At 60.7% G+C, this 21,402-nt stretch carries 18 protein-coding genes; 10 read left to right on the forward strand and 8 right to left on the reverse strand.

Annotation, left to right across the window (positions count from 1 at the left end):
• The first annotated feature begins 55 nt into the window (after window positions 1-55).
• Entirely contained in the window at window positions 56-601 is a 546-nt protein-coding gene (locus GYK42_RS00450; RefSeq protein ID WP_166445922.1) for a tetratricopeptide repeat protein, read from the forward strand.
• A 21-nt stretch (window positions 602-622) separates the two neighbouring features.
• Here GYK42_RS00450 and GYK42_RS00455 read toward each other — a convergent pair whose 3' ends face one another.
• The 7 genes from GYK42_RS00455 to rpsL all read right to left on the reverse strand — a co-directional run bounded on the left by GYK42_RS00455 (window position 623) and on the right by rpsL (window position 9,839).
• A complete protein-coding gene (locus tag GYK42_RS00455; RefSeq protein ID WP_046681662.1) occupies window positions 623-1,468 on the reverse strand; it encodes a DUF817 domain-containing protein in 846 nt (281 codons plus the stop codon).
• A 142-nt stretch (window positions 1,469-1,610) separates the two neighbouring features.
• A complete protein-coding gene (locus tag GYK42_RS00460; RefSeq protein ID WP_346768039.1) occupies window positions 1,611-4,346 on the reverse strand; it encodes a TonB-dependent receptor plug domain-containing protein in 2,736 nt (911 codons plus the stop codon).
• Window positions 4,347-4,859: 513 nt separating this feature from the next.
• Window positions 4,860-5,177, reverse strand: coding sequence for a 30S ribosomal protein S10 (rpsJ, locus tag GYK42_RS00465; RefSeq protein ID WP_010394389.1), 318 nt, complete (start codon window positions 5,175-5,177; stop codon window positions 4,860-4,862).
• 179 nt (window positions 5,178-5,356) lie between these two features.
• Window positions 5,357-6,547 carry an elongation factor Tu gene (tuf, locus tag GYK42_RS00470; protein ID WP_034753125.1) on the reverse strand — a complete coding sequence of 397 codons (1,191 nt, stop codon included), beginning with the start codon at window positions 6,545-6,547 and terminating at the stop codon, window positions 5,357-5,359.
• Between the two features lie 72 nt (window positions 6,548-6,619).
• The gene (fusA, locus tag GYK42_RS00475) at window positions 6,620-8,725 is read right to left on the reverse strand and encodes an elongation factor G (RefSeq protein ID WP_046682107.1); all 2,106 of its coding nucleotides are present in this window, start codon (window positions 8,723-8,725) and stop codon (window positions 6,620-6,622) included.
• Between the two features lie 107 nt (window positions 8,726-8,832).
• Window positions 8,833-9,303 carry a 30S ribosomal protein S7 gene (gene rpsG, locus GYK42_RS00480; protein WP_010394377.1) on the reverse strand — a complete coding sequence of 157 codons (471 nt, stop codon included), beginning with the start codon at window positions 9,301-9,303 and terminating at the stop codon, window positions 8,833-8,835.
• Window positions 9,304-9,455: 152 nt separating this feature from the next.
• The gene (gene rpsL, locus GYK42_RS00485) at window positions 9,456-9,839 is read right to left on the reverse strand and encodes a 30S ribosomal protein S12 (RefSeq protein WP_010394376.1); all 384 of its coding nucleotides are present in this window, start codon (window positions 9,837-9,839) and stop codon (window positions 9,456-9,458) included.
• Window positions 9,840-10,263: 424 nt separating this feature from the next.
• Between rpsL and GYK42_RS00490 the strand changes: the two genes are divergently transcribed.
• Window positions 10,264-12,189, forward strand: coding sequence for a phosphoethanolamine transferase (locus GYK42_RS00490; protein ID WP_166445924.1), 1,926 nt, complete (start codon window positions 10,264-10,266; stop codon window positions 12,187-12,189).
• Window positions 12,190-12,198: 9 nt separating this feature from the next.
• On the opposite strand, the gene GYK42_RS00495 is transcribed toward GYK42_RS00490, so the two are convergent.
• A complete protein-coding gene (locus GYK42_RS00495) occupies window positions 12,199-12,384 on the reverse strand; it encodes a hypothetical protein (RefSeq protein WP_166445882.1) in 186 nt (61 codons plus the stop codon).
• 101 nt (window positions 12,385-12,485) lie between these two features.
• Between GYK42_RS00495 and GYK42_RS00500 the strand changes: the two genes are divergently transcribed.
• The 8 genes from GYK42_RS00500 to GYK42_RS00535 all read left to right on the forward strand — a co-directional run bounded on the left by GYK42_RS00500 (window position 12,486) and on the right by GYK42_RS00535 (window position 21,402).
• Complete coding sequence (locus tag GYK42_RS00500) at window positions 12,486-13,751, forward strand: efflux RND transporter periplasmic adaptor subunit (protein ID WP_166445925.1); 1,266 nt, start codon at window positions 12,486-12,488, stop codon at window positions 13,749-13,751.
• Window positions 13,752-13,778: 27 nt separating this feature from the next.
• A complete protein-coding gene (locus tag GYK42_RS00505; protein WP_166445926.1) occupies window positions 13,779-14,492 on the forward strand; it encodes an ABC transporter ATP-binding protein in 714 nt (237 codons plus the stop codon).
• A gap of 8 nt (window positions 14,493-14,500) precedes the next feature.
• Window positions 14,501-15,823 carry an ABC transporter permease gene (locus GYK42_RS00510; RefSeq protein WP_166445927.1) on the forward strand — a complete coding sequence of 441 codons (1,323 nt, stop codon included), beginning with the start codon at window positions 14,501-14,503 and terminating at the stop codon, window positions 15,821-15,823.
• Window positions 15,824-15,851: 28 nt separating this feature from the next.
• Entirely contained in the window at window positions 15,852-17,090 is a 1,239-nt protein-coding gene (locus tag GYK42_RS00515; protein ID WP_166445928.1) for an ABC transporter permease, read from the forward strand.
• Between the two features lie 28 nt (window positions 17,091-17,118).
• On the forward strand, window positions 17,119-18,471 hold the full coding sequence (locus tag GYK42_RS00520; RefSeq protein WP_166445929.1) for a sigma-54-dependent transcriptional regulator: 1,353 nt from the start codon (window positions 17,119-17,121) through the stop codon (window positions 18,469-18,471).
• A 14-nt stretch (window positions 18,472-18,485) separates the two neighbouring features.
• On the forward strand, window positions 18,486-19,802 hold the full coding sequence (locus GYK42_RS00525) for a sensor histidine kinase (protein WP_240943353.1): 1,317 nt from the start codon (window positions 18,486-18,488) through the stop codon (window positions 19,800-19,802).
• A 237-nt stretch (window positions 19,803-20,039) separates the two neighbouring features.
• Window positions 20,040-20,564: an FxDxF family PEP-CTERM protein gene (locus GYK42_RS00530; protein WP_166445931.1), complete on the forward strand. Its 525-nt coding sequence runs from the start codon at window positions 20,040-20,042 to the stop codon at window positions 20,562-20,564.
• A gap of 58 nt (window positions 20,565-20,622) precedes the next feature.
• A complete protein-coding gene (locus GYK42_RS00535; protein ID WP_166445932.1) occupies window positions 20,623-21,402 on the forward strand; it encodes a spermidine synthase in 780 nt (259 codons plus the stop codon).

Raw genomic sequence — 21,402 nt, forward strand, 5'->3', positions numbered from 1 at the left:
TTATTACGGCATGACTCCACCGATACACCGTGTTTGACACCCGTCCGAGGAGACTATGAAGACCCATACCATCAGCCTGCTATGCGCTGTCAGCCTGCTGGCCGCCTGCGCGGCGCCAGCGACACTCACCACCTCCAATGAACAGCAGGACGCCTGCAACGCGGCCGAACTCAAAGGCCAGTTTGGCGAAGCGGAACTGGCTTGCGTACAGGCGCTGCGCAGCGCCGAACAGGCCGGAGCCAGCGCGGACATCCTGTCGCAGCGCCAGTACAACCTGGGCCGCATCAAGCGCTTGCAGGGCAAGAATGCGGAAGCGGAGCAACTGTACCGGCAAGCCCTGGCCACGGAAGAAGCGGTGCAGCCGCGCAGCGATGCGCGCGTCGGCCGCCGCATGGTGGAACTGGCGTCGGCCCTGGCCGCGCAAGGCAAGTGGCAGGAAGGCACGGGCTATCTGGAACGCGTGCTGCCGCTGCTGCCGAAGCTGTCGCCCGCCTCGCGCACCTATTCGGCGGAAGTGCTGCGCCAGTACGCGAAACAACTGCAAGGCGGCCCGCAGGCGGCGCTGGGCGCGCGCTTCGACGTGGTGGCAGCCAGCTTGTAACAAGTCGTCCCGAAGCCCGGCCTAAGGCTGGGCGACGTGGATGCTGGCCTTGATGTGCTTGAGGTGGGCCACGATGGTGAACGTCATCACCACCAGCAGCGACCATGAACTCCATTTGCTGACATGCACGACCGACCACGCGCCAAGCTGGTTCGGATAGCGCCACACGCCCCAGAAGGTGCTGATGTTTTCAGCCAGCCAGATGAAGAAGCCGACCAGCACGAAACCGAGCAGCAAGGGCATGCTGCGGTCGCGGTCAAGCGGGCGGAACACCACGGTGGTGCGCGCATACAAGCCCAGCGCGCAGGCGGCCAGGTACCAGCGATAGTCGCCGATGTAGTGGTGAGTAAAGAAGTTGGCGTAGATCAGCAGCGCGATCAGCACCGCCATCCAGTACGGCGGATGGTGGCGAATGCGCATGTCGAGCAGGCGCCAGGTCTGGATGATGTAGCTGCCGACGGCCGCGTACATGAAGCCGGAAAACAGCGGCACGCCGAACACCTTGGTGTAGGCGAAGTCGGGATAACTCCACGACTGGATCGTCCCCGACACCTTGAACACTTCCAGCGCAAAGCCGACCGCATGGAACAGGCAGATGGCTTTCAATTCATCCCACGTCTCCAGACCGCTCCAGACCATCGCGCCCTGGATCGCCAGCGCCACCAGCAGCAGCACGTCATAGCGCGGCAGGCCGAACAGGCCAGCACGCGGCACGAGGAAGACGGCAGCAAAAAACAGCCCCACGAACAGGCACGACCTCGCCTCCTTGATGCCGAAATACAGGAACTCGGTCAGGAAGCGCGGCCAGCCGCGCAGGCGCTCACGGGGAGCCGCATTTAAAAGGTGGGTATCGAGGGCGTTAAGCATGCGGCAACTTTATCTGCCAGCCGCAGCACTGTAAAGCGATATCCCCCAGCATCGATGGCGGGGCAAAAAAAACCAGGCACGTGGCCTGGTTTTTGACACGTCCGGCATCGCTGCCGGACGGTGGGGTATCAACTGACGACGATCAGAGGAAGGTGTAGCTCGCCGATACGCCGATACGACGCATCTGGAATGTTTCAGCGTAGCCTGCGCGCCACTGAATCGGTGCAGCCTTGTCGAACAGATTGTCGATGTACAGGCTCAGACGCGTGTTCTTGATGCCGCCGTACGACAGGTTGTAATCGACCGTGGTGTTGCTGCCTACACGCGAGCAAGTCGCCATATTCTCGGCCGATACCTTGTTGGTGACGCAGTAGGTCGACGAAGTCTGGTTGTCGTTGCTGAAACCGCTGGCATAGTTCAGGGTCATGCCGTGGTCGAACTCGCCGGCTTTCAGGCTGGCGCGCAGCTTGGTTTTCAGACGCGAACCCAGGTCATAGTTACCGGCCAGGTTGGTGTCATAGGCATTGTCGGTCACGCTGAACTCCTGGTATTTCCACAGGTAGCTACCTTCCAGTTTCAGGCGAACTTGGCCAATACCGGTGTTGAAACGGCCACCCGCATCAAAGTCGAAGCCCGAAGCACGGGTCTTGCCGCTGTTGACGTATGGGTTGTACAGCAGGCCGATGGCGCCAACGCCGCCGAAGTTGGCAGTATTGCTTGGTGCGTATTTTTTCACCAGTGCCAGGAATTGCGCATCGGAAGCCGAGTTATCGACACGCACCAGCTGTCCGGCTGGCAAGCCAGCTTCGCCGCGCAGGATGTCAGCCACGGCACGGGTACCGATTTCGTCCTTGCGTTCGATATGGTAGTAGTCCAGTGCCACGGTCCAGTTCTTGACCGGTTCAAAAACGAAACCAGCGGTGATCGAACGCGAGGTTTCCGGCTTCAGGTCCTTGTTCGCCGACACGAAGCTAGGCACGCCGCCCGAGCAATCGCTGTTGCGGAAGGTATTCGCCTGCGCCTTGTCGACGGTGGTGGCGGCCGGATTGTTCTGCACCAGATTGTTCAGGGTGCTGGCGGTCGAGCAACGACGTGGATCGCTGACGCTGGTCGCGAACGAGCTGCGGCCCAGGCCATTACCGGTTTCAACGATGTTTGGCGCGCGGAAGCCGCCAGCTGCCGTAGCGCGCAGCAACAGGGTGTCGGTGGCATTGACGCGCAAGCCCAGCTTCGGCGAGAAGTGCACGTCGCTGTTGGTGGACTTGTCGGCACGTACCGCGGCACTCACCTCGACACGCTTGACCACTGGAATGGTCGCTTCGGCGAACAGCGCGTAGTGATCCATGGTGTCTTTGACTTGCAGGCCGGCGATGCCGACCAGGTCGCCACGCAGCACGTTGTCCGAGCTGGCCATTTCATACTTTTCGCGACGGATGTCGGTACCGAATGCCACGTTCAAAGGACCGGCAGGCAATTGCGCCACTTCACCGGACACGGTTGCGTCGACGAAAGTGATTTTCGACTCGCCCTTGGTGGTACGCACAGGGAACATCGACTCCAGCAGCGCAGTATCGTTTTGCTGGCCGAACTTGTAGGTGCCGTTGACGATGGCATTGTTGTAGCCGGTAGCGCTCACGGCGCGGGTGGCCTTGGTCGCTTTCGAGTTCATGTAGCCGACTGCGGATTTCCAGTCGAAGTTGCCGATGTCGCCGTTCAGGCTCAGCATGACGCGCGTCTGGTCGGATTCGGTGCGGTTGAAGTTGAAGCCGTTGCCGGTGTCCATCATGCGGGCGCGGTATTCCACCGGTACGCCGTAAGGGTTGTTGGCGTGGCCAACTGGCAATTTCGGATAGAAGTAGGGTCCGACCATCTTGCCGTTGATCGCGTCGTACCAGGTGCTCGACGACGTGGTGGCGCTACCGTTGCTGACGTTGAATGGCGCAACGATGTAGTCGTTGCTGGCGCCAGCATTGGTGATCTCGAAGTTGGCATCGATATCCTTGCCAATGCGGAAGTGCGTGTTGCTGGCCAGCGCATAGCGCTTGGCATTGGTGGTCAGGCCGGTGTACGGCAGGACATCCATCTTGCACAGCTTGTCTTTCGGGTCGATCTTGTCGGCCGGGCAACCTGGCGCGGCAACGATGTTCGTGCTGTTCAGGAAGTAGTTACCGGTTGGCGAGAACGCGCTCAGGGCGTCCCAGGTCGAACGGCCCGGGGTCTGACGGTGCCATTCCGGGTAGTGGCTGCGCAGGTCGTCAGCGGTGTAGCCGTCGTTCTTGTAGGATTCGTACGTCAGGTAGGTGTTGAAACCGTCCTTGTCGATATCGCCATAACCGACGATGCCGGAAACGTTGCGGCTGCGCTGGTCTTTGAAACCGTCGGTTTCCTTGTAGTTGCCGGTGATCTTGGCGCCTTCGAAGTTTTTCAGCAGGATGATGTTGATCACGCCAGCGATGGCGTCGGAACCGTAGATTGCCGACGCGCCATCTTTCAGGATCTCGATGCGTTCGATGGCGGCAGCCGGGATCGCGTCCAGGTTGGTGAAGTTCTGTTGTGCGCCATCGGCCAGGCCGTATTGTGCAATGCGGCGGCCGTTGACCAGCACCAGGGTCGCGACCTTGCCCAGGCCGCGCATGCCCACGCCCGAGGAACCCGTGGCGAAGCTGCCGGAGCTGCTGCTCGACGAGTCGATCGACGTGCTGATGGCAGCGGAGGAATTCAGGATGCCCAGTGCCGTGGTCTGGCCGGTACGCTCGATGTCGTCGCGGGTCAGCACCTGCAGCGAGCCAGCTGTTTCAGCTTCGGTACGCTTGATGCTACTGCCGGTGACTTCGACGCGTTGCAGTTTTTCTGCAGGTGCGGCAGCTTCTTGTGCCACAGCGTATTGGGAGAAGGCCAGTGTCAATGCTATCGCAAGGGTGCTTTTCTTCAGACGGGGTGTATTGCTCATCACTGTACTTTTCAAAACTACTCCTCAAATATTGTTTTCGTTTTATAAATCGATGCGTTGCACTGACCATTTTTGTAAAATAATCACACATTCTCACGCATGTTACAAATTTCTCACATTTGGCGCGTATGGGAAAGAAACAATTAACAATTGTTGTATTAACCCCACTTTATAGGCCGAGCTCTTAGCTGGAATCAAGCTGGCGAGCATTGCACTGCCCGGCAATCCTGATGAGGAGAGGTGAAAAGAAGAAAACGGATGGGGTAGGATGAAGGCAAGACCGGGGCCCCCACCAAAGGCACGGCACCAATAGCAATGGGGCCGCGCGCACTCACGATCGTGAGCAGGCCCGGCCCCATCATCAGGCAGCGAGACACCCCGCCGGCCTGGAACAGCTGTCAATACCTGATGCTATGGTGTTGTCAGCTGCCCTTGAAACTCTTATTGCAGTTTGATTTCAACATCAACACCAGCTGGCAGGTCCAGCTTCATCAGCGCGTCAACGGTTTTGTCCGTTGGGTCAACGATGTCCATCAGGCGTTGGTGCGTACGGATCTCGAACTGATCGCGCGAAGTTTTGTTGACGTGCGGGGAACGCAGCACATCGAAACGTTGAATACGGGTAGGCAGTGGTACTGGGCCTTTGACGACAGCGCCGGTGCGCTTCGCGGTTTCAACGATTTCCAGAGCGGACTGGTCGATCAGTTTGTAATCGAAAGCCTTCAGGCGGATACGGATTTTTTGGTTTGGTGCCGACATGATATTTCCTTAAAAGAACGAACCGCGCGGTTTGCACGGCAATGAGGTCATACGGGAATTTCTGACGCAACAACCGTCAGGGTCGACATGATAGCACCAAAATGCTTGCCAACCCCGGCAGTTGAATAAAAAGAAGGGCGCCGGGCGACGACGCGTCTTCTTTTATGCAGGCTTAAGAATTAAGCCAGGATTTTTGCAACAACACCAGCGCCGACGGTACGGCCGCCTTCGCGGATAGCGAAGCGCAGGCCTTCTTCCATCGCGATCGGGTTGATCAGCTTGACGGTGATCGACACGTTATCGCCTGGCATGACCATTTCTTTGTCTGCTGGCAACTCGATCGAACCGGTCACGTCCGTCGTACGGAAGTAGAACTGTGGACGATAGTTGTTGAAGAATGGCGTATGACGGCCGCCTTCGTCTTTCGACAGAACATAGATCTCGCCGGTGAAGTGGGCGTGCGGCTTGATCGAGCCTGGCTTTGCCAGAACTTGACCACGTTGCACGTCTTCACGCTTGGTGCCGCGCAGCAGCAGACCAACGTTGTCGCCAGCTTGACCTTGGTCCAGCAGTTTGCGGAACATTTCCACGCCGGTGCAAGTCGTTTTGACGGTATCGGTGATACCGACGATTTCGATCTCTTCGCCGACTTTAACAATGCCGCGCTCGATACGACCGGTCACAACGGTACCGCGACCCGAGATCGAGAACACGTCTTCTACTGGCATCAGGAAAGCACCGTCAACAGCGCGCTCTGGCGTTGGGATGTAAGCATCCAGCGCATCGGCCAGACGCAGAACCGCGTCAACGCCCATTTCGCCTTCTTTGCCTTCCAGCGCCATACGTGCCGAACCTTTGATGATTGGCAGGTCGTCGCCTGGGAATTCGTACTTCGACAACAGCTCGCGCACTTCCATTTCAACCAGTTCCAGCAGCTCTGCGTCGTCGACCAGGTCGCACTTGTTCAGGAACACGATGATGTATGGAACGCCAACTTGGCGGGCCAGCAGGATGTGTTCGCGGGTCTGTGGCATTGGGCCGTCAGCTGCGGAGCACACCAGGATCGCGCCGTCCATCTGGGCTGCACCGGTAATCATGTTTTTGATGTAATCGGCGTGGCCTGGGCAGTCAACGTGCGCGTAGTGACGCGTTTCCGTTTCGTACTCGACGTGAGCGGTGTTGATCGTGATACCGCGCGCTTTTTCTTCTGGTGCCGCATCGATCTGGTCGTATGCTTTAGCTTCGCCGCCGAATTTCTTCGACAGAACCGTTGCGATTGCAGCGGTCAGCGTGGTTTTACCGTGGTCGACGTGGCCGATGGTGCCGACGTTGACGTGCGGCTTGGTCCGTTCGAATTTACCTTTTGCCATTTTATTCTTCCTTAGAACAATGATTTAAATGTAGGGACCGGCATTCTCGTGAAAGCCGGCCCGGAACTTCTATTACTTAGCTTTCGAGCTTACGATTGCTTCAGTCACATGCTTAGGTGCTTCAGCATAGTGCTTGAATTCCATCGTGTAAGTCGCACGACCTTGGGTCGACGAACGCAACGACGTGGCGTAACCGAACATTTCCGACAGAGGCACTTCGGCCTTGATGATCTTGCCGCCACCGCCAGCAATTTCATCCATACCTTGCACCATGCCGCGACGCGACGACAGATCGCCCATCACGGTACCGGCGTAGTCTTCCGGCGTTTCCACTTCCACGGCCATCATCGGCTCCAGGATGACTGGCGATGCTTTGCGGCAGCCATCTTTGAATGCCATCGAAGCGGCCATGCGGAATGCATTTTCGTTCGAGTCAACATCATGGTACGAACCGAAGAACAGCGTGACTTTAACGTCAACGACTGGGTAACCAGCCATCACGCCCGAAGTCAGCGTGTCGCGCACACCTTTTTCAACTGCAGGGATGTATTCGCGAGGAACGGTACCGCCCTTGATCGCGTCAACGAATTCGAAGCCCTTGCCCGGTTCTTGCGGTTCGATCTTCAGAACCACGTGACCGTATTGACCACGACCACCCGATTGCTTGACGAATTTGCCTTCCGACTCTTCGCACACTTTACGGATCGTTTCGCGGTAAGCCACTTGTGGCTTGCCGACGGTGGCTTCAACGTTGAATTCGCGCTTCATGCGGTCAACGATGATGTCCAGATGCAACTCGCCCATACCGGCGATGATGGTCTGGCCCGATTCTTCATCGGTACGCACGCGGAACGATGGATCTTCTGCTGCCAGACGGTTCAGCGCCAGGCCCATTTTTTCCTGGTCGGCCTTGGTTTTTGGCTCGACTGCCTGCGAAATCACTGGCTCAGGGAAGACCATGCGTTCCAGAACGACGCTGGCTTTTTCGTCGCAAAGCGTATCGCCGGTGGTGGTGTCTTTCAGACCCACAACGGCGGCGATGTCGCCAGCGCGCATTTCCTTGATTTCTTCGCGTTCGTTCGCTTGCATCTGCACGATACGGCCGATACGCTCTTTCTTCTGCTTCACGGAGTTCAACACCGAGTCGCCCGAATTCAGGGTACCCGAGTAGCAACGGATGAAGCACAACTGACCGACGAACGGATCGGTTGCGATCTTGAACGCCAATGCCGAGAATTTCTCATTGTCGTCAGCTGCGCGCTCGACTGGCTGCTCGTCCTCGTCCAGACCTGGTACAGGTGGAATGTCGATTGGCGATGGCAGGTACTCGATGACCGCGTCCAACATGGCTTGTACGCCCTTGTTTTTAAAGGCGGTACCGCACAACATTGGAACGATTTCGCTGGCGATGGTACGCTGACGCAGAGCAGCCTTGATCTCGGCTTCCGACAGGTCGCCTTCTTCCAGGTACTTGTTCATCAGGTCTTCCGACGCTTCAGCAGCGGCTTCAACCATGTTTTCGCGCCACTTGGCAGCATCAGCGGCCAGGTGTGCAGGAATGTCGCCGTATTCGAACTTCATGCCTTGCGAAGCGTCGTCCCAGATAACCGCTTTCATCTTGACCAGATCGATAACACCGGTGAAGACGTCTTCAGCGCCGATAGGCATCTGAATAGGTACTGGATTGGCTTTCAGACGCGAACGCATCTGATCGTAGACCTTGAAGAAGTTGGCGCCGGTACGGTCCATCTTGTTCACGAAGGCCAGACGTGGCACTTTGTACTTGTTAGCCTGACGCCATACCGTTTCCGATTGTGGCTGCACGCCGCCGACTGCACAGTAAACCATGCAGGCGCCATCCAACACGCGCATCGAACGTTCCACTTCAATGGTGAAGTCAACGTGGCCTGGGGTGTCGATGATGTTGATGTGGTGAGCTGGGAAGTTGTTTGCCATGCCTTTCCAGAAGCACGTAACAGCAGCCGAGGTAATCGTGATACCGCGCTCTTGCTCTTGTGCCATCCAGTCGGTGGTGGCAGCGCCATCATGGACTTCGCCCAGCTTGTGGTTCACGCCTGTGTAGAACAGGACGCGCTCGGTCGTGGTCGTCTTACCTGCATCGATGTGAGCGGAGATACCGATATTACGATAGCGCTCAATGGGGGTCTTGCGGGCCATAATTAATCCTAAATGAATGGACAAAACCGAGCAGCATTTTTTTGCAAAAATGAGCCCGGCCTCGAACAACAGATGCTTGACAGCCGCCTTGCGGTAGCTGCTTTATATTAGAAGCGGAAATGCGAGAACGCTTTGTTCGCTTCAGCCATACGATGGACTTCGTCGCGTTTTTTCATCGCGCCGCCGCGGCTTTCAGCCGCTTCCATCAGCTCACCGCCGAGGCGTTGTGGCATCGATTTTTCGCTGCGCTTGTTAGCAGCTTCACGCAACCAACGCATGGACAGAGCCATACGACGGACTGGGCGAACTTCGACCGGCACCTGGTAGTTTGCACCACCGACGCGACGGGATTTCACCTCAACCAGCGGCTTGGCGTTGTTGATTGCGGTAGCAAAAACTTCGAGCGGATCTTTGCCCGATTTTGCTGCGATGTGCTCGAAAGCACCGTAGATGATGTTTTCTGCAACCGATTTCTTACCGGACAGCATCAGCACGTTTACAAATTTAGCGACATCAGTGTTGCCGAATTTTGGATCTGGCAAAATTTCGCGCTTGGGTACTTCACGACGACGTGGCATATCAATTCCTTTCAATCTTCAGTTGAGCGCGCGTTCTTCGCACACTCGCGGACGACCATCATAGTCTTCCACTTACTCGACCAGATGCGGTCGACTACATTCACTTAGCTAGTTGCCACTGAGCGAAACTTGGGTTTGCTGCGTACAACTTATTACTTCTTGCCAGCTTTAGCGCGCTTGGTACCGTACTTCGAACGCGATTGCTTACGGTCTTTAACGCCTTGGGTATCCAGAGCACCGCGAACCATGTGGTAACGCACACCCGGCAAATCCTTGACGCGGCCGCCGCGCAACAGCACAACACTATGCTCTTGCAGGTTATGGCCTTCACCGCCAATGTACGAAATGACTTCGAAACCATTGGTCAGGCGAACTTTAGCGACTTTACGCAGAGCCGAGTTAGGCTTCTTTGGAGTCGTGGTGTAAACACGTGTGCAGACGCCACGTTTTTGCGGGCTGTTTTCCAGCGCCGGCGATTTGCTCTTCACGGTCAAAGCGACGCGTGGATTGCGAATCAATTGATTGATGGTTGGCATCGTTATAAATCCAACAAAAAACTACGATTAATAACCCGGGCAAGATGCCCGGCGACTAAAACCTCGTCCCACTTTCATCTACTGCGCACCGGAGGCGCCCGCAGCCACTCGATGAGGAGCGGCCATGAAATGCCAAGTAATACGTAAACGATGAGCAGAATAAAATCGAGAACTCGCTAGTTTAGACCTTGTGTTACAGGGGGTCAATCAGTTTACCGCTTTTTGCTATAAAAAAAGGCAAAAAAGAGGCACTTTTGTAGCATTTTGACTAATCTTTGGCTGCGGCGGGCGGGCGCTGACATCCGGCGGCAATTGATGATTTGGCATTCTTTCTCTGTGGCCAAGCATCTGAGGGACGCATTCTTGTATGACCGCAAGACAACAAAAGGACTGATAATAGCGGACATTTTTCGCTGCCTCCCTTATGCGCTCCTTGCTTCGCCCCGCCAATCTGTTCCTGCTCCTGACGTATGCCCTGCTGACGGCCGTGCCCTTCATCCCCGCGCTGCTGGGGCGGGCGCTCGAGCATCCGTGGCAGATGCTCACGTTCGAGCTGCTGGCCTGGCTGGCCGTCTGGAGCATCTTCAAGCGCCCCGCCTACTTCCACTGGCTGCTGGCGCCCGCCTTCCTCGCCCTGCCGACGGAAATCTACCTGTTCATCTTCTATGGCCAGGGCATTTCCACGCACCACCTGGGCATCATCTTCGAAACCAGCCCCAAGGAAGCGATGGAATTCCTCGGGCAGAAAGTATGGCTGATGGGCGCCGTCATGCTGGGCGTGATCGCCTGGTGCGTCCTGAGCTGGTTTGCGGCCGCGCGCACGCGCGACCTCGACTGGCGCGGCAAGACGCGCCCGGCCGCCTTCGTGCTGCTGATCCTGCTGGGTGGCTTCTGGTGGTATGGCTACGAATTCGGTTTCGATGCAAAGGCCGTGCACAGCGCCGCCGCGTCCGCCAAGGCCAGCAAGCCGGCGGCCAGCGGCAAGGCGGGCGCTTCCGGCTTCGGCGACGCCAGCTCGGCCGACGACGAAACGGCCGAGGAAGACGAGGAAAGCAGCAAGCCGGAGGACGCCAGCATCGCCGGCGCCGACGAGACGGGCTTGGGCTGGCCCAGCCTGCCCCACTGGGCGCGCCTGCCTTACGCCTTCGATACCGTCAGCAATTCCTGGCCCTTCGGCCTGGCCGCGCGCGGCTTCGATTTCTACAAGGAACGTCGGTACCTGGCCGAGCTGGGACAGAAAAGCAGCACCTTCCGTTTCGGCGCGCACCAGCAACAGCCCGATACCAACCCGGAAGTGGTGGTCATGGTGATCGGCGAATCGTCGCGCTACGACCGCTGGAGCCTGAACGGCTACGAACGCGACACCAATCCCCTGCTGAAGCAGGAAGCCAACCTGGTGCCGCTGGCCGACGTCATCACGGCCGTTTCCGCCACGCGCCTGTCCGTGCCCGTCATCATTTCGCGCAAGCCGGCCACGCAAAGCCTCAAGGATGGCTTCTCGGAAAAATCCTTCCTCACCGCTTACAAGGAAGCGGGCTTCAAGACCTACTGGCTGTCGAACCAGATCTCGTTCGGCCAGTTCGACACGCCCGTGTCCGTATTCGCCAAGGAAGCGGACGTGGTGCAATTCCTGAACCTGGGCGGTTTTACCAACAGTTCGAACTTCGACCAGATTTTGTTCGATCCGTTCAAGAACGCGCTGGCCGACCCGGCGCCAAAAAAACTCATCGTGCTGCACACCCTGGGCAGCCACTGGAACTACAGCCAGCGCTATCCGAAGGCCTTCGACAAGTGGCACCCGTCGCTGTTCGGCGTCGACAAGCCCGTCTACACGGACACGGCCATCAAGCCGCAGCTGAACAACAGCTATGACAGCTCCATCCTGTACACGGACTGGTTCCTGTCGAACGTGATCGGCATGCTGAAGGACGATGGCCAGCGCACTGCCCTGCGCAGCTCGCTCGTCTATGTGGCCGACCACGGCCAGACCCTGTACGACGGCACCTGCCGCCTGGCCTTCCATGGCCACAACACGCAGTTCGAATTCCACGTGCCCGCCTTCGTCTGGTATTCGCCACAATTCCAGCAGCACTATCCGGACAAGGTGACGCAGCTGCGGCGCCATCAGAAGGCGCGATTGTCGACGGAAAACATGTTCCATACGCTGCTCGACCTGGGCGACATCCGCTTTGCCGGCGAGCAGCCCGAATGGAGCATCGCCAGCCCCCGCTTCAAGCAGCACAAGCGCTATGTCGACAGCTATGGCTGGACCAACTACGACAACGCCATCATCCGCGGCGATTGCCGTGAAGTGATCGACAAGAGCACGCCGGAAAAGCAGGACAAGTAAGGGCGGCCATCAAGCCCGCTCCGGCACTCCCGCGCAATCGGCCGGCTGCGCCATGTACGTGCTGAGCCAGTCGAAGACGCGCCCCGCCTTGTCCGCGATACCGGCGTCAAAACCGCGCTGCGCCAGCAGTGCGATGCCATTCGTTGCCTGCAGCATGCCGGGCGCGCGCGGACACCGCCTGGACAGCGCGGACATGGCGGACAGCCGGACGCCCGGATTTTTCCCCAGTCAAATCAACGGTTTAATAACTGGCATGGATCGTGCATTGGAACAGCCATTCTCCACGAGACCTGACCATGATCCGCGATACCTCTTCCCAAGACGCCGTATTGTCCGCCCCGCCGGGCCAGCGCTACAAGCAACGCGCCTTGCTGCTGGCCGGCGCCGTCATCGTCATCGGCGGCGCCGTCGCCGTGTTTGCCGGCTGGCGCAACAGCGAGCATTCCGTCAATGCCAGCCGTTTGCGCATCGCCGAGGTCACGCGCGGCACCCTGATACGCGACGCGGCCGTCACGGGCCGCGTGGTGGCTGCCATCAGCCCCACCTTGTATTCGACCACGGTAGCCACCGTCACGCTGAAAGCCAAAGCGGGCGACACGGTGAAAAAGGGCGACATCCTGGCCGTGCTGGAGTCGCCGGACCTGTCCGATGCGCTGAAACGTGAGCAGTCCAGCGTGCAGCAGCTGGAAGCGGAAGTGGCGCGCCAGCAGATCCTGGCCAAGAAGCAGAAACTGCTGGCGCGGCGCGAAGCCGATACGGCCGAGATCGAGCGCCTATCCGCGCAGCGCACGCTCGAACGCTATGAAAGCGTGGCGCAGGTAGGCATCATCGCCAAGATCGATTACCAGAAGGCGAAAGATGCGCTCAATTCCGCCGATATCCGCAGCAAGCACGCCTCGCAGGCGGCGGGCCTGGAAAGCGAAGACGTGACCCTGGCGCTCAAGACCAAGGTCAACGAGCTGGAACGCCAGCGCCTCGTCCGCGACAACGCCCAGCGCAGAGTCGATGAACTGACCGTGCGTGCGCCCGTCAACGGCTTCATCGGCACCCTGTCGGTGGCCAACCGCAGCGTGGTGCAAGCCAACACGGCGTTGATGACCCTGGTCGACCTGTCGCAGCTGGAAGTCGAGCTCGAGGTGCCGGAAACGTATGTCGCCGACATCGGCCTGGGCATGCGCGCGGAAATCGAAACAGGCGCCATCCGGGCGACCGGCAAGCTGTCGGCGCTGTCGCCCGAAGTGGTGAAAAACCAGGTGCTGGCGCGCGTGCGTTTCAACGGCGAGCAGCCGGCCGGCCTGCGCCAGAACCAGCGCGTGGCGGCGCGCCTGCTGATCGATGAAAAACCGAATGTGCTGATGCTGGCGCGCGGCTCCTTCGTCGAGGCCGAAGGCGGCCGTTTCGCCTACGTCGTGCGCGACGGCGTGGCGATGCGCACGCCGATCAAGCTGGGTGCGACCAGCGTCTCGTCGGTGGAAATCCTCGACGGCTTGAAGCTGGGCGACAAGGTCGTCGTCGCCGGCACGGAAAACTTCGAGAACGCCGCCCGCGTCTCGCTCAACTAACGCCACTCATCCAACCAGGAGCCCTCCATGCTGCGCATGCAAAACCTGAGCAAAGTCTACCGCACCCACATGATCGAGACCCACGCGCTGCGCGGTTTCGACATCCATGTGCAACAAGGTGAATTCGTCACCGTCACGGGGCCGTCCGGCTCGGGCAAGACGAGCTTTCTGAACATCGCCGGCCTGCTCGAGGAATTCACCGACGGCGAATATATCCTCGACGGCGTCAACGTCAGGGGTATGGACGACAATGCCCGCTCGCGCCTGCGCAATGAAAAGCTGGGCTTCATCTTCCAGGGTTTCAACCTGATTCCCGACCTGTCGCTGTTCGACAATGTCGACGTGCCACTGCGCTACCGGGGCTTCAACCGCGCCGAACGCAAGGAACGCATCGAGGACGCGCTGGCCAAGGTGGGCCTGGCCTCGCGCATGAAGCACTATCCGGCCGAACTGTCGGGCGGCCAGCAGCAGCGCGTGGCCATCGCGCGCGCGCTGGCCGGCTCGCCCAAGCTGCTGCTGGCCGATGAGCCGACGGGCAACCTCGATACGCAGATGGCGCGCGGCGTGATGGAACTGCTGGAAGACATCAACGCGCAAGGCACCACCATCCTGATGGTCACCCACGATCCGGAACTGGCGCTGCGCAGCCAGCGCAACGTGCACATCATCGACGGCCAGGTCTCGGACCTGGTGCAGCACGGCGCCACGCTGTCGGCCAAGCCGCAGCACGCGACCGCCTAGGAGCCGCCATGTTCCAATACTATTTCAAGCTGGGCCTGCGCAACCTGCGCCGCAATCCCGCCCTGACGGCGCTGATGGTGCTGACCCTGGCCGTCGGCGTGGCGGCCAGCGTGGCCACCGTCACCATCCTGCACGCCATGTCGGGCGACCCGCTGCCGCACAAGAGCGACCGCCTGTTCGTGCCGATGATCGACGTCATCCCCGTAAAAGGTTATGTGCCGGGCGCCAAGCCCTCCTTCGGCCAGTCGCAGCTGGCCTATACCGACGCGAAGAATTTCATGGCCAGCAACATGGGCGTGCGCCGCACCGTCATGTACGGCGTGGCAGGCCCGGTCGAGCCGGCACGCACGGATATCGGCGCCTTCCAGGCCCAGGGCCTGGCGCCCACGCGCGATTTTTTCGCCATGTTCGAAGTCCCTTTCCTGCATGGCCAGCCATGGAGCGAAGCCGATGACGCCAGCGGCGCCGACGTGATCGTGCTGAGCCGCTCGCTGGCGGAAAAACTGCTGGGGACGGCCAATCCCGTGGGCCGGCGCGTGACGGTGCTGGGACAGCCATATCTGGTCAGCGGCGTGCTCGATCACTGGGATCCCGTGCCGCGCATACACCGCATCATCGGCAGCAAGGGCGCCTTTGGCACGGAAGATGAATTCTTCATTCCGTTTGCCAGCGCCATCCGCCATGAAACGCGGCATGACGGCGGCATGGCTTGCAGCGGCGTCGAACGCGGCCCCGGCTTCCAGGGCAGCCTGGCGTCGGACTGCACCTGGCTGCAGTTCTGGTTCGAGATGGAAAGCGCCGGCCAGCGTGGCGAGCTGCAGGCATATCTCGACAGCTATGCTGCCGAGCAGCGCAAGCTGGGCCGCATGCCGCGTCACGCGCCCAACGCGCTGTACAACGTCAAGGAATGGATGGTTTTCCTGAACGTGGTCGACAACGATAACAAGCTGGCGGCCTGGCTGGCCTTCGGCTTCCTGCTGCTATGCCTGGTCAATACCATCGGCCTGCTGCTGGCGAAGTTTTCCGTACGCGCCAGCGAGGTGGGCATCCGCCGTGCGCTGGGCGCCACGCGGCGCGACATCTTCCGCCAGTTCCTGATCGAGACAGGCGTCATCGGCCTGGCCGGCGGCGTGCTGGGCCTGTTGCTGGCCTATGCCGCGCTGGCCATCGTGCGTTCGCAATCGAAGGAACTGGGCACGGTAGCGCACATGGATGTCCCGATGCTGCTGCTGACGTTTGCCGTCTCCTTGCTGGCCGCCCTGCTGGCGGGTTTGCTGCCCACCTGGCGCGCTTGCCAGGTGACGCCGGCGATGCAGCTCAAATCCCAATGACATTCACCGTACCGCAATGAGGTTCAACATGGAAATCCGCCCCATCCTGTCGGCACTGATGCGCAGCAAGACCGGCGCCGTACTCGTCGCCGTGCAGGTCGCCATCAGCCTGGCCATCCTGGCCAATGCCCTGCATATCGTTAACCTGCGCCAGGCGATCGCCGCCCGCCCCACCGGCGTGGCCGCCGAAAACGACATCTTTTATGTCAATATCCAGAGCATGGACAAAGGCAGCCACCAGCGCCAGCTGGCCGACCAGAAACGCCAGGCCGCCTTGCTGCGCGGCCTGCCCGGCGTACTTTCCGTGGCGCAGACCTCGCAGGCCGTGCTGTCGCGTTCCGGCAGCAGCACCAATGTCTCCATCAAGCGTGGACAACCCACGGCCAGCGCCACCACGTCGATGTATTTCACGCCTGACTCGCTGGTCCAGACTTACGGACTGAAGCTGGTGGAAGGTCGTGATTTCCACCCTGACGAAGTGCCGGAAATCGATGAAGACGTCGATGAAAGCTTTCCCAAGGTGGTCATCGTGACGCTCGCCGCGGCGCAAAAGATCTGGCCTGGCGAAAGCAGCTTTGTCGGCAAGACCCTGTTCAACGGTACCGGCGACGATGACGACGAGATGCGCGTGATCGGCGTGGTGGAGCGGTTGCAGACACAGGTCGGCCAGGTCAGCGCGCAGGGCGAGCATTCGCTGATCCTGCCGGCGCGCCTGACGGGTTCGCGCGACTCGCTGCTGTACGCCGTGCGGGCCGAACCTGGACAGCGCGACCGCCTGATGAAGGAGGCCGAACAAGCCATCCGCACTTCCACCAGCGAGCGCCTGCTGGTCCGCACCGATACGCTGGAAAAGCACCGCAAGGCGCGCTACCGGGCCGACCGTGGCCTGGCCTGGATGCTGATCACCGTCTCGACCCTGCTGCTGCTGGTGACGGCCAGCGGCATCGTCGGCATCGCCAGCCTGTGGGTGACGCAGCGGCGCAAGCAGATCGGCGTGCGGCGCGCGTTGGGCGCCCGCCGCATCGACATCCTGCGCTATTTTTTGACGGAGAATTTCATGATCACCAGCGTGGGCGTGGCGGCCGGCGTGGTGCTGGCTTTGGGCTTGAACCAGCTGCTGGTAAGCCAGCTGGAAATGGCGCGCCTGCCGCCCGGCTATCTGCTGGCCGGCGCGCTCGTGTTCTGGCTGCTGGGCGTGGGCGCGGTGTACGGCCCGGCATGGCGCGCGGCCAGCATTTCGCCCGCCACTGCCACCCGCAGTACCTGAGCCGGCACCTGAGTGATATGCTGCGCGCATGCCTACCGTACTGATTATTGACGACAATGCCGCCGTGGCCATCGCGCTCGACGTGCTCTTCTCGCTGCACGAGATCGACGCCGTGCGCGCCGCCTCGCCCGAGGAGGGCTTGCACCTGCTGGAGCGCCACGCCATCGACCTGGTGGTGCAAGACATGAACTTCACGGCCGACACCACGTCGGGCGAGGAAGGCGGCGCGCTGTTCCACGCGATCCGCGCGCGCTACCCGGACCTGCCCGTGATCCTGCTGACGGCATGGACCCAGCTCGACGCGGCCGTCGATCTGATCAAGTCCGGCGCGGCCGACTACCTGGCCAAGCCATGGGATGACCGGCGCCTGATCGCCAGCGTGCAGAACCTGCTGGAGCTGGGACAGGCCAATCGCGCGCTGCGCCAGCGCGTGGTGGCCGAACAGCGCCAGCGCCACGCCCTGGAACACGATTTCGACTTGCGCGGCATGGTGTGGCAAGACCCGGCCACGGAAAGAGTCGTGCACCTGGCCTGCCAGGTGGCGCGCGCCGACGTGCCCGTGCTCATTTCGGGGCCGAACGGCAGCGGCAAGGAACGCATCGCCGCCATCGTGCAAGCCAATTCCCAGGTCGCCAGCGGTCCCTTCGTCGTGCTCAATTGCGGCGCCGTGCCGGTGGAGCTGATCGAGGCGGAACTGTTCGGCGCGGAAGCGGGCGCCTACACGGGCGTCACGCGCGCACGCGACGGCAAGTTCGACGCGGCTGACGGCGGCACCCTGTTCCTCGACGAGATCGGCAACCTGCCGCTGGCCGGACAAATGAAACTGCTGCGCGTGCTCGAAACGGGACGCTTCGAGCGCCTCGGCTCGAACCGCGAACGGCAAGTGAAAGTGCGCGTCATCAGCGCCAGCAACGCCGACCTGCCGGCGATGATCAAGGCCGGCACGTTTCGCGAAGACCTGTTCTACCGCCTGAACGTAATCGAATTGCGATTGCCGCCGCTGGCCCAGCGACCGCTGGACATACTGGTGCTGGCGCGGCATTTCCTGGGCAGCGAAAAGACGCTGGACGCGCAGGCGCAGGCGACTTTGCTGGCGCACGGCTGGCCGGGCAATGTGCGCGAACTGAAAAACGTCATGCAGCGTGCCAGCCTGCTGACGGCCGGCCCGGTGATCGGCGCACTGGAAACGGGCCTGCCGCTGGCCGGTGTCGCATCGCCGCGCGCGCCGCAGGATGGCGCCGCGACGGAGCCGGACCGCGACAGCGTCACCGCGGCGCTCGCGCGTGCGCACGGCGTGGTGGCGCAGGCGGCGCAGGAACTGGGGCTGTCGCGCCAGGCCCTGTACCGGCGCATGGAACGCCTGGGCATCGCGCGCGGCTGATGGCCTACCGCCCCATGCGCCTCTCCCTGCTCACGCGCTGGACGGCGCTGATCGTCACCTTGCTGGTGCTGGGCATAGTCATCGCCCTGCTGCTCGCGCATTTTTTGCCGGGCCAGCCGCTGCTGGTGCTGGCCGGCACCCTGCTGTGCGTGCTGCCGGTGGCCGTCATTACCATCCGCGCGCAGCTGCAATCGATGCTGTCGCTGTTTCGCGCCTTGAGCGGCACGGTGGCCAGCTACCAGGACGGCGACTTCGGCTTCAGCCTGCGCTGGCCGCAGAACGATGAACTGGCCGACCTGGTGGCGGCCCACAATGCGCTGGGCGACGTGCTGCGCAAGCAGCGCCTGGACCTGGTGCAGCGCGAACTGCTGCTCGACACCATGGTGCAAAACACGCCGGTGGCCATGCTGCTGGTGGCCGAGGGCAGCGCCATCGTCTACGCCAACCTGGCCGCGCGCCAGCTGCTGCATCACGGCCGCCGGCTCGAAGGGCACCATCTGGCCGACATCGTGCGCGAGGCGGCGCCGGCCCTGGCCGAAGCGCTGGCGCGCCGCAACGACGGCCTGTTTACCAGCGGCGAAGGGGAACAGGAAGAGGTATATCACCTGGCGCGGCGCAGCTTCAGCCTGAACGGGCGCAAGCACGAACTGCTGCTGTTGCGCCAGCTGACCCTGGAACTGCGGCGCCAGGAAGTGCAGACCTGGAAAAAAGTCATCCGCGTCATCAGCCATGAGCTCAACAACTCGCTGGCGCCACTGGCCTCGCTGGCCCATTCCGGCGCCGAGCTGGTGCGCCGCGGCCAGACGGAGCGCCTGCCGCAGATCCTCGCCACCATCGAGGAACGCACGCGTCACCTGGAAACCTTCATCCTCGGCTATGCGCGCTTTGCCAAGCTGCCCGCGCCGCGCCTGGCGCCGTGCGAATGGCAACCCTTCCTCGACAGCCTGGCCTCGCAAGCGGCCTTCACGCTGGATGGCCCGCCGCCCGCGCAGGCGGCCTTGTTCGATGCGGCGCAAATGCAGCAAGCACTGCTGAATCTGCTCAAGAATGCCCTGGAATCGGGCTCGCGGGAAGAGCATATCGGCCTGCACGTCAGCCAGGCGCATGGCCAGCTGCGCATCGAAGTGCGCGACCGCGGGCCGGGGATGAGCGGCGCCGTGCTGGAAAACGCGCTGGTGCCGTTTTATTCCACCAAGCGCAGCGGCACGGGACTGGGCCTGGCCCTGGCGCGCGAAATCGCCGAAGCCCATGGCGGACGCATCACCCTGGCCAACCGCGAAGGCGGCGGCCTGGCGGTGACCTTGATTCTGCCTTTGCTGGAAAGAAATTAGTTCCTCTACAACGATTTTTAAATCACACCATCCGCAATTATTTTTCAGTGCAATATTAATAATTATAGTTTTTAATATTGCAACTTCATGAGCGCCATGCCCGTGTGTTAGAAATAAGCTATTTAAGTTTGCATAATGATATAAAAATAGCTCATTGACAACGAATTGTCTTGGCGATAATTTATCAGCGCGGTACGGTTTTTTTGAAACATTAATCGTTTTTTCGCGGGGATCAACATGAAACTAAAATCACTCATCGCAGCGGCAGTACTCAGCGCCGCCTCCATCGGCAGCGCCAGCGCCACCGCCTACACCGTCAACCTCGTCAATACCACGGGCAATCTGTGGACCAGCGGTTTCAACGCCGTACCCAGCCCCCTCGGCGACTTCACGGATACCTTCACGTTTACGCCGAATGCCACCTTCGGTTCCACCGCGCAAGCCTTCCTGGCCAACCTGTCAGTCACGGGCACGGACAGCTCCTCCATCCACTTCACCAGTGCCGACCTGAACGGCATAGGACTGACCGGCTTTGGCGGCCCCACCGTCTTTGGCTATGCCCAGGGTGAAATACTGGCACCGACGAGCGTCCTGTTCAATGGCCCGCTGGTCCTGACCGTGATGGGCAACACCAAGGGCGGCAGCTATGGCGGCGTCTTCAACCTGAATCTGGCTCCCGTTCCTGAACCGGAAACCTATGGCATGCTGCTCGCTGGCCTGGGCATACTTGGCTTCCTGGCGCGACGCCGCAAGCAATCTTGAACGCTCCGCCCAAAAGACGCCCCGGCGTCTTTTTTTTGGCGGCTGCTAAACTGACGCCATGACGACCGACTTTACCTCCACCAGCCACACCGCTTTCAGCCACCCGGGCCACCCGCCCGCCACCACCACCGAACACCGCGGCATCCGCTACCTGCACCTGGGCACCAAGTGGGTGCAAGGCGCCATGCGCCTCGACAAACCCGACGCCATCGAACTCGAATACGTGCAGATGATGATGATGTGGATGCTGTTCAAGACGCAGCCCAGACGCATCGTGCAGCTGGGCCTGGGCAGCGCCGCGCTGACCAAGTTCAGCTACCGCCGCTTCCCCGACGCCACGGTCACGGCCATCGAACTCAATCCGAACGTGATCGCCATCTGCGGCGCCCAGTTCGCGCTGCCGCCAAACGACGCACGCCTTGACGTGCGCGAAATGAATGCGCTCGACTTCGTGCTCGACCCGGCCAACCACGGCACCGTCGACGCGCTGCAAGTGGACCTGTACGATGAGGACGCGCGCGGCCCCGTGCTCGACACGCCCGAGTTCTACCAGGCCTGCTTCGACTGCCTGACGGACGACGGCATCATGTGCACGAATGTCTTCGGCGACTTCCCCAACTACGACAAGAATTTGCAGGCGATGGAACTGGTCTTCGACGCCGTCGTCTGGGTGCCGGAAATGGAAGATGAAAACATCGTCGTGCTGGCCTTCAAAAAATCGCCATCGCTCGACTTCAGCGATTTATACGAACGCGCCGCCACCATCAAGAAGCAGTTCAACCTGCCCGCCAAGAACTGGGTCAACGGCTTGAAGCAGTGGATGCTGGACCAACAGTAA

The sequence above is a fragment of the Janthinobacterium lividum genome (genome assembly GCF_011601275.1).
Taxonomy (GTDB): Bacteria; Pseudomonadota; Gammaproteobacteria; order Burkholderiales; family Burkholderiaceae_D; genus Janthinobacterium; species Janthinobacterium lividum_E.

What these genes read in the sequence shown, in the direction of transcription:
- tuf (WP_034753125.1), bottom strand. Translation starts at nt 6,547, where the DNA reads ATGGCAAAAGGTAAATTCGAACGGACCAAGCCGCACGTCAACGTCGGC.
- GYK42_RS00490 (WP_166445924.1), top strand. Translation starts at nt 10,264, where the DNA reads ATGCGCTCCTTGCTTCGCCCCGCCAATCTGTTCCTGCTCCTGACGTAT.
- GYK42_RS00450 (WP_166445922.1), top strand. Translation starts at nt 56, where the DNA reads ATGAAGACCCATACCATCAGCCTGCTATGCGCTGTCAGCCTGCTGGCC.
- rpsG (WP_010394377.1), bottom strand. Translation starts at nt 9,303, where the DNA reads ATGCCACGTCGTCGTGAAGTACCCAAGCGCGAAATTTTGCCAGATCCA.
- GYK42_RS00505 (WP_166445926.1), top strand. Translation starts at nt 13,779, where the DNA reads ATGCTGCGCATGCAAAACCTGAGCAAAGTCTACCGCACCCACATGATC.
- GYK42_RS00535 (WP_166445932.1), top strand. Translation starts at nt 20,623, where the DNA reads ATGACGACCGACTTTACCTCCACCAGCCACACCGCTTTCAGCCACCCG.
- fusA (WP_046682107.1), bottom strand. Translation starts at nt 8,725, where the DNA reads ATGGCCCGCAAGACCCCCATTGAGCGCTATCGTAATATCGGTATCTCC.
- GYK42_RS00495 (WP_166445882.1), bottom strand. Translation starts at nt 12,384, where the DNA reads ATGTCCGCGCTGTCCAGGCGGTGTCCGCGCGCGCCCGGCATGCTGCAG.
- GYK42_RS00500 (WP_166445925.1), top strand. Translation starts at nt 12,486, where the DNA reads ATGATCCGCGATACCTCTTCCCAAGACGCCGTATTGTCCGCCCCGCCG.
- GYK42_RS00520 (WP_166445929.1), top strand. Translation starts at nt 17,119, where the DNA reads ATGCCTACCGTACTGATTATTGACGACAATGCCGCCGTGGCCATCGCG.
- GYK42_RS00455 (WP_046681662.1), bottom strand. Translation starts at nt 1,468, where the DNA reads ATGCTTAACGCCCTCGATACCCACCTTTTAAATGCGGCTCCCCGTGAG.
- GYK42_RS00510 (WP_166445927.1), top strand. Translation starts at nt 14,501, where the DNA reads ATGTTCCAATACTATTTCAAGCTGGGCCTGCGCAACCTGCGCCGCAAT.
- rpsL (WP_010394376.1), bottom strand. Translation starts at nt 9,839, where the DNA reads ATGCCAACCATCAATCAATTGATTCGCAATCCACGCGTCGCTTTGACC.
- GYK42_RS00515 (WP_166445928.1), top strand. Translation starts at nt 15,852, where the DNA reads ATGGAAATCCGCCCCATCCTGTCGGCACTGATGCGCAGCAAGACCGGC.
- GYK42_RS00530 (WP_166445931.1), top strand. Translation starts at nt 20,040, where the DNA reads ATGAAACTAAAATCACTCATCGCAGCGGCAGTACTCAGCGCCGCCTCC.
- rpsJ (WP_010394389.1), bottom strand. Translation starts at nt 5,177, where the DNA reads ATGTCGGCACCAAACCAAAAAATCCGTATCCGCCTGAAGGCTTTCGAT.
- GYK42_RS00525 (WP_240943353.1), top strand. Translation starts at nt 18,486, where the DNA reads ATGCGCCTCTCCCTGCTCACGCGCTGGACGGCGCTGATCGTCACCTTG.